We start from the raw sequence: 12522 nt of genomic DNA on the forward strand, positions 1-12522 counted from the left end.
CGCTTCCGTTACCACGACCACGTTCACGTTCACGGGAGAAGCGCGGGCGCGCGCTGATCGTGCAACAGGGCGCCTGGGACATGCCCAAGGAATCGATGCCGCTCGCCGCCGGCTATCTCACCGCCGCAGCACGGGCCGATCCCGTGGTGGGACCCGAGTTCGACGTGGGGATACAGAACTTCCGCGGAGGAGAGTCGCTCGGCTCGATGGCGCGCACCCTCTTCTCCGGGGTCGTGCCGGACGTGCTGGCGTTCTCGGTCTTCGGCTGGAACTTCAACCAGTTCGGCGCGCTCGCCGAGACCTACAAGTCGGTGCGCCCGGACGGCTGGGTCGTCTTCGGCGGAACGCACGTCGCCCACCAGGCGGAACGCGTCTTCCGACGCTTCCCCGAGGTCGACGTCGTCGCCAACGGCGAGGGCGAGTTCACCTTCCGCGACCTGCTGCTCGCCGTCCTCGAAGAGAAGTCGCCGCACGACCTCGCGCAGGTGCCGGGGATCTCCTACCGCGACGAGGAAGGCACGCTCCACACCACTGCCGAGGCACCGCGCATCAACGACCTGGACAGCATCCCGTCGCCGTTCCTCACCGGGGCCATCCCGCTGCTCGACCACCACGGTCGGTTCCCCTACGACGTCGCCCTGATGGAGACCAACCGTGGCTGTCCGTACAAGTGCTCGTTCTGTTACTGGGGTGGCGCGGTCGGTCAGAAGATGCGCGACTTCTCCCGCGAGCGGCTGCGCGCGGAACTCGACGTCTTCGGTTACCACCGGATTCCGACGGTGGTGTTGTGCGACTCGAACTTCGGCATGCGACAGCCGGACGCGGAGTTCGTCGAGGACCTCGTCAGGACGCGCGAGAAGTACGGGTTCCCGCAGTCGTTGGAGACGTCATGGGCGAAGAACAAGTCCAAGACGTTCCACCACATCATCCGCCGGATGAAGGCCGAGGGGTTCCAGAGCTCGTTCACCGTGGCGCTACAGACACTGGACGACACGGCGTTGCGTGACATGGGCCGGAGCAACATGCGGCTCAACCAGTGGAAGGACCTGGCGGCATGGCTCGCGGCGGAGGGACTCGACGCCTACGCCGAGCTGATCTGGGGCGCGCCGGGTGAGACCGTCGACTCCTTCCTGACGGGCTACGACCGGCTGTCCGAACACGTGTCCCGCATCGCCGTCTACCCCCTGTTGCTGCTGCCCAACACGAACTACACGGAGAACCGCGAGGAGCACGGTTTCGTCACCGTGCGCGGCGACAACGACGACTTCGAGTACGTTCTCGCCAACCGCACCGTCACGGTCGCGGAGAACACGACGATGCAGCGGTTCATGTTCTGGGCCCGGATGATGAGCGAGAACATGTACTTCCGGCACATCTGGGTGCCGCTGCGGGAGTTCGCCGGCCTCACCCAGAGCGCCGTGCTGCTGATCCTGTCGGACTGGTTCCAGGACTCGACCGATCCCGCCGTCGTCGAGTTGCTCGGCCACGGCCGCGAGTTCACCGACTCCGGCCTGGTCGTCGCGTCGCTGCACAAGCTCTACGCCGACCCGCGGTTCGCGCCGGTCTTCCAGCAGTGGTGGGAGGAAGCGATCCTGCCGAAGGTGCCCGGGCGCCACCGGCCGCTGCTGAACGAGATCTTCCGCTACGACCGTGCGACCCGCCCGATCTACGCCGGTGCGGGTGCGGAGGGCGCCGAGGTGCGCAGCATCGACGGCCTGCCGCACTACGTCCGCGGCGGCCTGCGGTTCCAGTACGCGATGCCGCAGGTTCTCGACGCCATCCGCGCGGGCCGGCCGTTCGACGACGAGCCCTCGCCGGTGGAACTGACGCTCGCGCATCGCGTCGGGTTCGACGACTACCTCGACAACCACGAACTCGCGACCTACTACGCCGGTCGTTGCCTCGATGTCCGGGATCTGACAGCACGACGGACGAACACTCCGTACGGCAACGCTTCCACCCGCTGATCCTGCCTTCTCGTACCCCGGCTCGATGCCGACCGGTGAGCCGCGAACGGCGTCCCCCTGACCGAGCTCGCTAGCGCGTGAGCAGGGCGAGATGGGCGTCCAGAGGCTGAACGTGTCCGGGGAGGACTTCGAGCAGGTCCCACCAGGCGATGGCCGTGGTCTCCTCGTTGGCCTCGAAGTCGCGGGCTACGGAACAGTGGCCGGTGAACACGGCCAGGTACTCGGCCCGCCGGTCGGGCGCCAGGACGAACCCCGCGTACCCGGCGAACCGCAACGGCTCGTCGGGCACCTGTCCGCTCTCCTCCAACAGCTCACGCGCGGCCGCCTGACGTGGCGATTCGCCTTCTTCGATGCACCCGCCGGGAAGTTCCCAGGACCGGCGGTACCGATCGAAGACCATGAGGACCCGGCCGTCCCGCCAGAGGGCGACCAACGCCGCCGGCAGGGGCGCGTCCCCCGGCGGCGTCTCCTCGTCTCCCCTCGTGAAGGAGACCAGGGCATTTCCACGGTCATCGGTCACGAGCGGCGCACCGTCTGTCACACTGACGACCATACGTCGTACACCAGAGCGCTGGTCGAGCGCTGCTCCTGCGTGGGGGACCCATGGACATCGAACTGGCAGATCTGCTCGCGTCGTTGCGCACCGAGATCGGCCGGGCTCAACTCGACGCCGCCGACCAGGACGTACGGTTCCGCATCAACTCCATCGACCTGGAACTCCAGGTCGCGGTGGAGAAGTCCGCCGAAGCCAACGCGGGTGTGCGCTTCTGGGTCGCCTCACTGGGCGGCGGGGGCAGCACGAGGTCGGCACGGACGCACACGCTCAGGCTCAGCCTCGACGCCAGAACGAGTGCTGGCGATCCCGTTCTGACCGGTGATGACGTCTCGGGCCTGCTCGCCACGGACTGACCGCCCACGTGAAGCCGTTCGACAAAGCACGCGTGGCCGAGGTGCTCGTCAAGCACGGAGGCCGCACGGAGTACGGGTCCGGCTACCGGATCAGCCGCAACCTGGTCCTCACCGTGGCGCATCTCCTCGGGCCCCGCGGAGAAGACCCCACCTGCACCGTTCTCCTCGGCGGTAGCAACGCCGAGCATCCCGTCTCACCGGTGTGGCGGGCAGCCACCGGGCGAGATCTGGCACTGCTGCGGCTCACCCACCCGGCGGAGACGGACACGGCCGGCGAAGATCCGGTGGTCGTGCCGCCGGTTGCGCTGGGTCGCCTGCCGGACGGCACCGGCAGCGTGCTGTTCACCGGGATCGGATTTCCGGCGTACGCGCAGCGGGCCGAGTCGGATCGCGTACGCGGGCTCCGCCGGCGGGACAGCAGACAGATCGGCGGGTTCGTCCACCTGGGTTCCAATGTGAAGTCCGGTCATCTGGACTTGAGTTTCACCACGGCACCGCCCAAGGACCACGGCCCCGGCGGACAGGATTCGTGGCAGGGAATCTCCGGTACGGCGCTCTTCACCGAAGACGGCACGCTGCTCATCGGAGTGCAGTCGCAGCGGCTGCCTGCGGCGGGCACCGGCAGCGCCGAGGCCGAACCGATCACCGCCGTGCTGGAGGACCCGGAGTTCATGGGCCTTCTCGCACGAGACGGCGTACGGCCACAGGCGGTGACGGTCGAACTTCCCGGGGCCGATCGAAACATACCGCTGCCCTCGGTGGTCTCGCAGCAGGAACTCATCGAGGGATTCGGGGACTTCAAGAAGAACCTCACGCCCACACACCTGCCGTTCGTCTCCCCCGGCAGCAGCCACGAGGCCGATCCGCAGAACCTCTTCATGAGCCTGGTCACGTCCGCCGACCGGGGCATCCTGCTGGTAGGGGCTGCGGGCACGGGCAAGACCCGCACCGGCCTGGAGGTGGGGCGGCTGGCGTTGGAAGCGGGCTGGCGGGTGCTCCACGTTCTGCCCGGTGAGGACCTGGCACTCACCGACCAGGTTGCCGAGCAGGTGCTCGCGAAACCCGGCCCCGTGCTCGTGGTGATCGACTATCTCAACGCATCTCAGCTCGATCTGCCAGCGTTGCGACACCGCCTCATCCCCGCGGCTCACCGCAAGGGCGTTCCGATGGCTCTCCTCGCCTCGGTTCGGCCCGGGTGGTTGCAGAAGACGGACCGTGCGCTGCTGCACGAACTGTTCGACGAGGTGGAACTGCGGCAGGACGACGACTTCCGGCGGCGTATCACCAGCAACGCGTTGACCAGACTGGCGCCCAGGGCTCTCCACGAGATGGGAGAGGACCGCATGATGGCGATCTGCGGGAACCGGCCGATCGTCGCTCTGCTGGTCGCCCGTGAGATCGAACGCCGGGTCGAAGCCGGGCTTCCGGCACCTCTCACCTCCGGCCTCCGGTCCAGTGGGGAGCTTCCCGGCTGGCTGGAACGGCGACTCAACGAGGACAGCCTGTCCGTCCCCGGCCGCAAGGACACCTTCACGCCCGTTCACGCCTCGTACGGTCTGGTGGGCGCGGCCGCAGCCGCGGCCGCCTGCCCGCAACCGCGCGCAGACGTGACGTCGGCCGCCCGCGCCGCTCTCGCCCGAGCGGCCGACGACGTCGCAGCGACCGGGATCCCGGACCCCGAGGACATCGTCACCACGCTCATCTCCCTCGGCTGGCTGGAGCCGGAGAACGACATGTTGTCGGTCGCTCACGATCTGGTGGCCGACCAGCTCATCGAATCCGTCGTCCTGCCCGAACGCAACGACGTCCCGGACAAGATCCGTACCCGTGCCCTCTTGGCCGGCTGCCTCACCAACCCGCGGACCATCGGCCGCTACGCCGCCAACGTCGGCCGTCTCGTCAACGACCTCTCGCTCGCCGACCGTGCGGATCCGGTGGCCCCGGTGCTCGACGAGTGGTTCTCGGACAACGCGGCCTCCGTCGGCCGCGTCACGCGTCAGGACGCCGACGTGGGCAGTTACGCCCTCGGTGCGGTCTGTTCCGGGCCACCCTGGAACGCCGTCGCCGTCCGCTGCTGGGAAGAGGTCGTCAACCCCTGGTTAACGGAGTTCGGTGTCAGCGTCAACGCTCGGCATCTCCTCTATCGTGGCCTGCGCCACCTCCCCCCGGACGGGGCGCTGCTCCTCGTACCCACCGCTCTCGAATGGCTCAGGAGTCACCTGCGGAGACGGGACACCAGCTACGTGCTCGGTACCCTGCTCTACCGAACGGACCTGCCGCCGCAGGCTCTGGAACAGACGATCGGCTGCACGCTTTCCTGGCTCGAAGACCACGCCACCGTCGCCGAGGCCCAGTTCGTCCTGCGCTCCCTGCTGGCCCGGCGGGACCTCCCACCAGACGAAGCACACCAAGCCATCACCTCCGCACTCACCTGGCTCACAGCCCACCCCACCATCACCGAGGACGGCTTCGTCCTGGCCCCCCTGCTGGCCCGGCGGGACCTCCCACCGGACGACGCACACCAAGCCATCACCTCCGCACTCACCTGGCTCACAGCCCACCCCACCATCACCGAGGCCCGCTTCGTCCTGACCCCCCTGCTGGCCCGGCGGGACCTCCCACCAGACGAAGCACACCAAGCCATCACCTCCGCACTCACCTGGCTCACAGCCCACCCCACCGCCACCGAGGCCCGCTTCGTCCTGCGCTCCCTCCTCTCCCGCAGCGACCTCCCACCGAACGACGCACACCAAGCCATCACCTCCGCACTCACCTGGCTCACAGCCCACCCCACCGCCGCCGAGGACGGCTTCGTCCTGCGCTCCCTCCTCTCCCGCAGCGACCTCCCACCAGACGAAGCACACCAAGCCATCACCTCCGCACTCACCTGGCTCACAGCCCACCCCACCATCACCGAGGCCCAGTTCGTCCTGGCCCCCCTACTCTCCCGACGAGACCTCCCACCAGACCAGGCACGTCACACACTCGCCAGGACCCTCACCTGGCTCGGACTCCACGCTGCGAGCGCCGAGGCCGACTTCGTGCTGCGCCCCCTCCTCTCCCGCAGCGACCTCCCACCGAACGACGCACAGCAGGCAATCACCTCCGCGCTCGCTTGGCTCGGACTCCATACGGCGAGCGCCGAGGCCGACTTCGTGCTGCGCTCCCTGCTCTCCCGCGGCGACCTCCCACCGAACGACGCACACCAAGCCATCACCTCCGCACTCACCTGGCTCACAGCCCACCCCACCATCACCGAGGCCCAGTTCGTCCTGGCCCCCCTACTCTCCCGACGAGACCTCCGCTCGGACGACGCACGCCAGACAACCACCTCTGCGCTCGCTTGGCTCGAAGTCCACACGGCGAGCGCCGAGGCCCCGTTCGTGCTGCGCTCCCTGCTCTCCCGCGGCGACCTCCCACCGAACGACGCACACCAAGCCATCACCTCCGCACTCACCTGGCTCACAGCCCACCCCACCATCACCGAGGCCCAGTTCGTCCTGGCCCCCCTACTCTCCCGACGAGACCTCCGCTCGGACGACGCACAGCAAGCAATCACCAGGACCCTCACCTGGCTCAGAGTCCATACGACGAGCGCCGAGGCCGACTTCGTGCTGCGCTCCCTGCTCTCCCGCGGCGACCTCCCACCGAACGACGCACACCAAGCCATCACCTCCGCACTCACCTGGCTCGCACTCCACCCCACCATCACCGAGGCCCGCTTCGTCCTGGCCCCCCTACTCTCCCGACGAGACCTCTGCTCGGACGACGCACAGCAGGCAATCACCTCCGCACTCACCTGGCTCGGACCCCACACCACCAGGGCCGAGGCCCAGTTCGTCCTGGCCCCGCTGCTGGCCCGACGAGACCTCCCACCAGACCAAGCACGTCAGGCAATCACCTCTGCGCTGCCCTGGCTCGGACTCCACGCCGCGAGCGCCGAGGCCCGCTTCGCCCTGCGCCCCCTGCTGGCCCGGCGAGACCTCCCACCAGACGACGCACACCAAGCCATCACCTCCGCACTCACCTGGCTCACAGCCCACCCCACCGCCGCCGAGGCCCGCTTCATCCTGGCCCCGCTGCTCTCCCGACGGGACGTCCCACGAGACGAGGCACGTCAGGCAATCGCCTCCGCACTCACCTGGCTCGAACCCCACGCTGCGAGCGCCGAGGCCTGCTTCGTCCTGCGCCCCCTCCTCGCTCGGCAAGACCTGCCACCGGACGACGCACAACACGCAATCGCCTCCGCACTCACCTGGATCAGACTCCACACCACCAGGGCCGAAGGCAGTTTCGTCCTGGCCCCGCTGCTCTCCCGACGGGACGTCCCACCGGACGAGGTACGTCAGACACTCGCCAGGACCCTCACCTGGCTCAGAACCCACACCACCGTCACCGAAGGCAGTTTCGTCCTGGCGCCGCTGCTCTCCCGGCGAGACGTCCCGCCGGACGACGCACACCAAGCAATCGCCTCCGCACTCACCTGGCTCACGGTCCACGCCACGGAGAATCAGGCTCGGTTCATCCTGCGCACCCTGCTGTCCCGGCGGGACCTCCGCCCGGACGAGGTTCGTCAGACGGTCGCCTCGGCACTCACCTGGCTAGGGCGCCACGCCGTGTCCCACGACGCCGGACTCGTCCTCAAGTCCCTCCAGTCCCGCAGCGACCTCACGCCGGAAGAGGCCCGGCGAGTAGCCGAGTTGCCCTCGGCTCAGTAGGACGATCAAGGCAACCACCACACCGTCGCTGCCCTGGAAGAACCGCACAGCGCCCCCGGGTCCCCGTTCGGCCGCACTAGGCTCTGTGGCATGGGCAAGTCACTTGTCATACACGTGAACGGCGGACTCTTCTGCGTTTCGGACGGCGAAGACCTCAGGGTCGAGTCGACGCGGTGGTCCAACGGGCTGCTGGCGCCGATGGACCACGGAGCGTGGATCAAGACCGGCATCCACACCGGCGTCGTGACCGTGCGGACCGAGATCCGTCCGAAGGCGCCGCCCGGGGGCCCCGGGCGCTGGGAGGAGATCGTCGAAGCCAGCGTCCACTCCCCCACGGGAGCGATGGCGGTCGACCCGGGACACGTCGTCGGCGAAGTTCCGTATCTCACCAGCCGGGGCCCGGGCTGGTACCGGCTCAGGGTCCACGCCCACGGACGCGGCCTCCGTCCCGACGGTGTCGACGTGGAACCCGTCGAGCGATACCTGATCCAGGCATGGCCGCAGGACTGGAGCGCGCCGCAGGTCCTGCAGTCCAGCACCAGGATCGAGGCGTCCCTGGCGGCCACCTCGGGCGAGGCGACGGGCAGGCCCGTACACCACGTCGCACGAACGGCACCGGCCGGGAAGGCACGGCTGTTGGCGCACCTTCGCCACCGCTGACGCGAGCACTCCGCGTCGTGCCGGTCCCGGGCCCTGAAGCGGCTACCGCCGGCGTGCGGCGGCGGCGAGCGCGGTCGAGGCGGCGAGGGCGAGGCACAGCGGTGCGTACGCGATGCGGTCGAGGCGTCGGAAGCGGGGCGACGAGGACCCCGGGGACAGCAGATCGGTTCGTCCCGCGAGCCCGGCCGCGGCACGTGCGCCGAGGACGGCGGCCGTCCCGGCCGTGCCCAGCCGGGAGAGTGCGGGGTGCGTCCGGGGGCGGCCCGCGACCAGCGCGGCCGCCGTCCCCAGTGCCCCCGCGACGGCGAAGCACGCGGCGGGAGGGGGGAAGCCCGCGCCCCCGACCACCAGGTCGGAGAAGGTCTCCCGATCGGGCAGCGGCCAGGTCGACCCCAGCCCCCACGCGACGTGCAGACCTGCGAGAACGGTCAGGGCCGAGGCGGAAGTCCGGCTGGCAACGCGTTCGACGTTCATGCAGGTCAACCTAACAAGCTGCCTGTACCACGGGACAGGCGGCCGGGTCGGTCAGTCCGCGCGGAGTGCGGCGAGTTCGGTAGCGATGGCGCCGCGCATGAGTTCCCGCGCGTGCCCGACCTCGATGCCGCCGCTGAGCCACCGCGTGCTGAGCCCCTCCAGCACGGCGGTGAGCCGTTCGGCGGCGGCGGTGAGCGAGGCGGCCGACGCCGCGGGTCGGACCCGGCCCAGCAGCGCGGCGACCTCCCGCACCCAGACCAGGGTGGCCCGGGCGAGGTCCGCGCGCAGCGCCTCGTCGAAGACGGCGCTCGCCCGCAGTTCGCCCCAGGCCGTGCTGTTCTCCCGGACCTCCGCGCTGTCCTGGAGTTCGAGCAGGAGGGACTCCTCCAACTCCTGGCGGGGGGCGGGCGGCGGGCCGTCCGGGTCGCGGTCGGTGGTGTAGCGCTCGGCGCGGTCGCTGATGAATTCGAGGGTCTGGCGCAGGACCCCCGTGCGGTCCTTGAAGTGGTAGTAGATCAGGGCGGTGGAGACGCCGGCCTCGGCCGCCAGTTCCTCCACGCGCAGTCCTCGGACCCCGCGCCGGGCGATCACCCGGGCGGCCGCTTCGAGGATCTGAGTGCTGCGAGACGCCATGATCCGCAGCCTACCGGGGGTCCGGAGCGGGTCCGTGCGGCCCCGTGACCGGGTGTGCGGAGGAGGGCGGACGACCGGCCGACGACCGGCCCCGTCGCTCGACCGTCGTTTGACTGAATTTTCAGTCAGTGTCACAGTGGCAACCAGGGCGGCCCCGCCGCCCCACCGGATGCGCTCGCTCCGGTTCCACGATTGGATTCCTCCGTGTCACCCCTCTTCCCCACCCGTCGGACCACCCTGCGCGCCCTCGCCGGGTTCGGCGCCGCTGCCTTCGGTGCCGTGGCCTGCGGCCCCGCCGGCACCGCGCCGCGCTCCAGCACCCCCGTCGATTCCCCCCGGCAGGTCGCGCCCGGTGCGGGGCGGCGACTCGGCGCCGAGTGGGAGAGCCACGCCCGCACCTTCATGTCCTGGCCGGCCCTGTCCTCGGTCTGGGGAGCGGACCTGCCCTACGTGCGTGAGGACATCGCCCGGATCGCCCGGGCCGTCGGCGCGTACGAGGCGGTCGTCATGATGGCCCGGCCCGCGCAGGTGAAGGCGGCGCAGCGGGCGTGCGGCTCCCAGGTCGAGGTGATCCCGCTGGCCGTCGACGACCTGTGGGCCCGCGACACCGTGCCCGTGTTCGTCGAGGAGGACGGCGAGGTCATCGGCGTCGACTTCAACTTCAACGGCTGGGGCGACAAGCAGGAGCACGCGAACGACGCCCGGGTCGGGCGCACCCTGCTGCACGAGTACCGGATTCCCCGGGTCCGGGCCCCGCTGGTCTCGGAGGGCGGCTCCTTCGAGCCGGACGGCGAGGGCACCTTGCTGATCACCGAGAGTTCGATCGTCAACGCCAACCGCAACCCGGGGAAGAGCCGGGACACCGTCGAGGCGGAACTCAAGCGGACCCTGGGCGTCGAGAAGGTGATCTGGCTGGCGGGCGTGCGCGGCGAGGACATCACCGACGCCCATGTGGACAGCCTGGTGCGGTTCACCGAACCCGGCGTGGTCCTGCTGGACCGGGCCCACCCCGACACCCCGCCGGACTCCTGGTCGCGCTCCGCGGACCAGGCGAAGTCGGTGTTGTCGAAGGCGACGGACGCCCGCGGGCGGCGCTTCGAGGTCATCGACCTCCCGCAGCCCGACCTGGCCCGGATCACGGGCGAGGGGGACGAGTTCCTGGCGAGCTACGCCAACTTCTTCATCGCCAACGACGCCGTCTTCCTGCCCCGGTTCGGCGACCGGAAGGCCGACGGACGCGCCCGCGGCATCCTCCAGGAGCACTTCCCCGACCGGGACGTCGTGCCGATCGGGATCGACACGATCGCCTCGGGCGGCGGCGGCATCCACTGCGCGACCCACGACCAGCCGGGCGAACCCGCCGCGTGAGCGGACCGGGGCCTCGGTGCGCGTCGTGCGTCAGATGCCGAGCGTGGTGAAGGGGCGGCAGCGGAACCGCGGGGCGTGCTCGGGGTCGAGCCGCTGGAGGACGAGTTGGGCGACGTTCGGGTCCACGGCCAGGCCGAGGTGGCCGGCCGAGTCCAGGCGGCACTTGTCCTGGAGCACGATGTTGGTGACGCCGGCCCCCGTGAGCAGACCGCTCGTGTACGGGGTGACCACGGTGTCGTAGCGGGTGACGATGCTGGTGTACGTGGGTCCGGGCACGGCGACGGGACCGTCGTTGAGCTTGGCGAGGAACGCCGAGCCGGGCAGGTAGTCCGTACAGGCGCCGCAGCCGACGGCGGTCAGCGGACCTTGGAGTTCGAGGGCGGCGGCCAGGCTCGCCAGGCCGTTCAGCGTGGTGCCGCGGAAGTTGGAGCCGAAACCGACGAAGTCGTCGACCTTGGTGGCTCCGCCCAGGTACTTGAGGTAGTACGCGGGGACGGTGGTGCCCTCGGAGTGGCCGACGACGTCGACCTTCGCGGCTCCCGTCGCGGCGCGCACGCGGTCGATGAACGCACCGACCTCGACGGCGCTCTTCGCCATCGGGGCGAGCCCGCCGGCCAGTCCGCCGAGCACGGTCTTGCCGTAGGTCTCGGAGAAGACGCAGTAGCCGGCCGAGCGGAGCGTGGGCGCCAGGGTCAGGAAGTTGTCCCAGCCGTTGGCGCCGAGCCCGTGGACGAGGACCACCGGTTCGGGGTGGGCGGCACTGGGCCGGCAGGACCAGTCGTTCCACCCGGACTGCGGCGGCGCCCCGGCCGAGGCCGTCGTCACCAGGGTGGTGGAAGCGAGTACGGACAGCACGAGCGCTGCCAGGAACGTGCGGAGCTTGGCCATGCGGCAACTCCTTGCTCGCGGGTAGGTTACTCGGAAGTAGAGCACGTACCCTTGTTGGGAACAAGGCATCGTTTCCAAAGAGCGCGCACCGGTCCGACGCACCGGGCGGGACGGTGCACGAGGGGGCGACGGGGCGTCAGGGGGCGGTGCGTCGGGCAGGACGGTGCATCAGGAGGGGCCGGGCGTCGGGCGGGGCGGGGCGTCAGGAGGGGCGGAGTCCGGAGCTGATCACCGTGTAGAAGCGGTCGAGCCCGGCCTGGAGGGACGCACGTTCGGCGGCCCGCGCGGTACCGGCGTCCAGCAGCCAATCGGCGATGATGTCGAAGAGGCCGCCGATCAGGCCCATGGCCACCGTGCGTGCGTGCGGGCCCGCTTCGACGCCGAGCCGCTGCCACGCCGTCTCCACGAAGGAGGCCGCCCACCGACGGTTGGCCCGGCGGTGCGCCTCGACCAGCGGGGTGACGGCCCGGCCCTCGCCGAAGGTCACGCGCGCCACCCGTACGTCGTCCACGAAGGCGTCCGCGAAGTGCCGGATGAGGGCCCGCGCGGACTCGCCCTCGTCCCGGTCGCCGCCCAACTCCTCCAGCGCCGCGCGCAGACGTGCGGTGATGTCCGCGACGATGCGGTCGAGCAGCGCCAGGTACAGGGCCTCCTTGCCGGTGAAGACCTCGTAGAAGCTCTTGGTGCCGACGTACGCCCGCTTGCAGATCTGTTCGATCGAGGTGTCCTGGTACCCCTGGGCGGAGAACAGCTCCAACGCCGCGTCCAACAGGTCCTCGCGCCGCCTGGCCCGCCGCTGGGCGGCGTCCAGACCGCGGATCCGTCGCCCCTTGGCGCCTTCCTCGTCCACCACCGCACCGGCCACGCGCCCAACATACAGGCCGTCGCGCCGTCGACGGACGGGA

Annotated in this window: 10 protein-coding genes; 5 read left to right on the forward strand and 5 right to left on the reverse strand. The window is 70.1% G+C overall.

The window, feature by feature from the left end; all coding sequences use genetic code 11:
• Nucleotides 1–59: 59 nt before the first annotated feature.
• Nucleotides 60–1967 (forward strand): KedN5 family methylcobalamin-dependent radical SAM C-methyltransferase, encoded by a 1908-nt coding sequence (locus ACFYOU_RS21300; RefSeq protein ID WP_391307543.1) that lies wholly within the window; start codon nt 60–62, stop codon nt 1965–1967.
• A 70-nt stretch (nt 1968–2037) separates the two neighbouring features.
• Here ACFYOU_RS21300 and ACFYOU_RS21305 read toward each other — a convergent pair whose 3' ends face one another.
• Nucleotides 2038–2487 (reverse strand): NUDIX domain-containing protein, encoded by a 450-nt coding sequence (locus ACFYOU_RS21305; protein WP_391307545.1) that lies wholly within the window; start codon nt 2485–2487, stop codon nt 2038–2040.
• Between the two features lie 83 nt (nt 2488–2570).
• On the opposite strand from ACFYOU_RS21305, the gene ACFYOU_RS21310 reads away from it, so the two are divergent.
• From ACFYOU_RS21310 to ACFYOU_RS21320, 3 genes are all read left to right on the forward strand, one after another.
• Nucleotides 2571–2876 (forward strand): trypco2 family protein, encoded by a 306-nt coding sequence (locus tag ACFYOU_RS21310; RefSeq protein WP_391307547.1) that lies wholly within the window; start codon nt 2571–2573, stop codon nt 2874–2876.
• A 32-nt stretch (nt 2877–2908) separates the two neighbouring features.
• Entirely contained in the window at nt 2909–7594 is a 4686-nt protein-coding gene (locus ACFYOU_RS21315; RefSeq protein ID WP_391307548.1) for a hypothetical protein, read from the forward strand.
• A gap of 90 nt (nt 7595–7684) precedes the next feature.
• Nucleotides 7685–8254, forward strand: a complete 570-nt coding sequence (locus tag ACFYOU_RS21320) for a hypothetical protein (protein WP_391307549.1) — start codon at nt 7685–7687, stop codon at nt 8252–8254.
• Nucleotides 8255–8296: 42 nt separating this feature from the next.
• On the opposite strand, the gene ACFYOU_RS21325 is transcribed toward ACFYOU_RS21320, so the two are convergent.
• Both ACFYOU_RS21325 and ACFYOU_RS21330 read right to left on the reverse strand, forming a co-directional pair.
• Complete coding sequence (locus tag ACFYOU_RS21325) at nt 8297–8728, reverse strand: DUF3995 domain-containing protein (RefSeq protein ID WP_391307551.1); 432 nt, start codon at nt 8726–8728, stop codon at nt 8297–8299.
• Nucleotides 8729–8779: 51 nt separating this feature from the next.
• On the reverse strand, nt 8780–9361 hold the full coding sequence (locus ACFYOU_RS21330; protein ID WP_391307553.1) for a TetR family transcriptional regulator: 582 nt from the start codon (nt 9359–9361) through the stop codon (nt 8780–8782).
• Nucleotides 9362–9565: 204 nt separating this feature from the next.
• On the opposite strand from ACFYOU_RS21330, the gene ACFYOU_RS21335 reads away from it, so the two are divergent.
• Entirely contained in the window at nt 9566–10729 is a 1164-nt protein-coding gene (locus tag ACFYOU_RS21335; protein ID WP_391307555.1) for an agmatine deiminase family protein, read from the forward strand.
• A 30-nt stretch (nt 10730–10759) separates the two neighbouring features.
• Here the strand turns inward: ACFYOU_RS21335 and ACFYOU_RS21340 are convergent, their stop codons facing one another.
• Nucleotides 10760–11617: a lipase family alpha/beta hydrolase gene (locus tag ACFYOU_RS21340; RefSeq protein ID WP_391307557.1), complete on the reverse strand. Its 858-nt coding sequence runs from the start codon at nt 11615–11617 to the stop codon at nt 10760–10762.
• A 202-nt stretch (nt 11618–11819) separates the two neighbouring features.
• On the reverse strand, nt 11820–12482 hold the full coding sequence (locus ACFYOU_RS21345) for a TetR family transcriptional regulator (RefSeq protein ID WP_391307559.1): 663 nt from the start codon (nt 12480–12482) through the stop codon (nt 11820–11822).
• Nucleotides 12483–12522: the final 40 nt, after the last annotated feature.

Source organism: Streptomyces sp. NPDC005955 (assembly GCF_042871255.1).
Classification (GTDB): domain Bacteria; phylum Actinomycetota; class Actinomycetes; order Streptomycetales; family Streptomycetaceae; genus Streptomyces.

Excerpts from the sequence above, each read along its gene's own strand:
- ACFYOU_RS21330 (WP_391307553.1), bottom strand. The coding sequence starts at position 9,361 with ATGGCGTCTCGCAGCACTCAGATCCTCGAAGCGGCCGCCCGGGTGATC.
- ACFYOU_RS21310 (WP_391307547.1), top strand. The coding sequence starts at position 2,571 with ATGGACATCGAACTGGCAGATCTGCTCGCGTCGTTGCGCACCGAGATC.
- ACFYOU_RS21340 (WP_391307557.1), bottom strand. The coding sequence starts at position 11,617 with ATGGCCAAGCTCCGCACGTTCCTGGCAGCGCTCGTGCTGTCCGTACTC.
- ACFYOU_RS21320 (WP_391307549.1), top strand. The coding sequence starts at position 7,685 with ATGGGCAAGTCACTTGTCATACACGTGAACGGCGGACTCTTCTGCGTT.
- ACFYOU_RS21325 (WP_391307551.1), bottom strand. The coding sequence starts at position 8,728 with ATGAACGTCGAACGCGTTGCCAGCCGGACTTCCGCCTCGGCCCTGACC.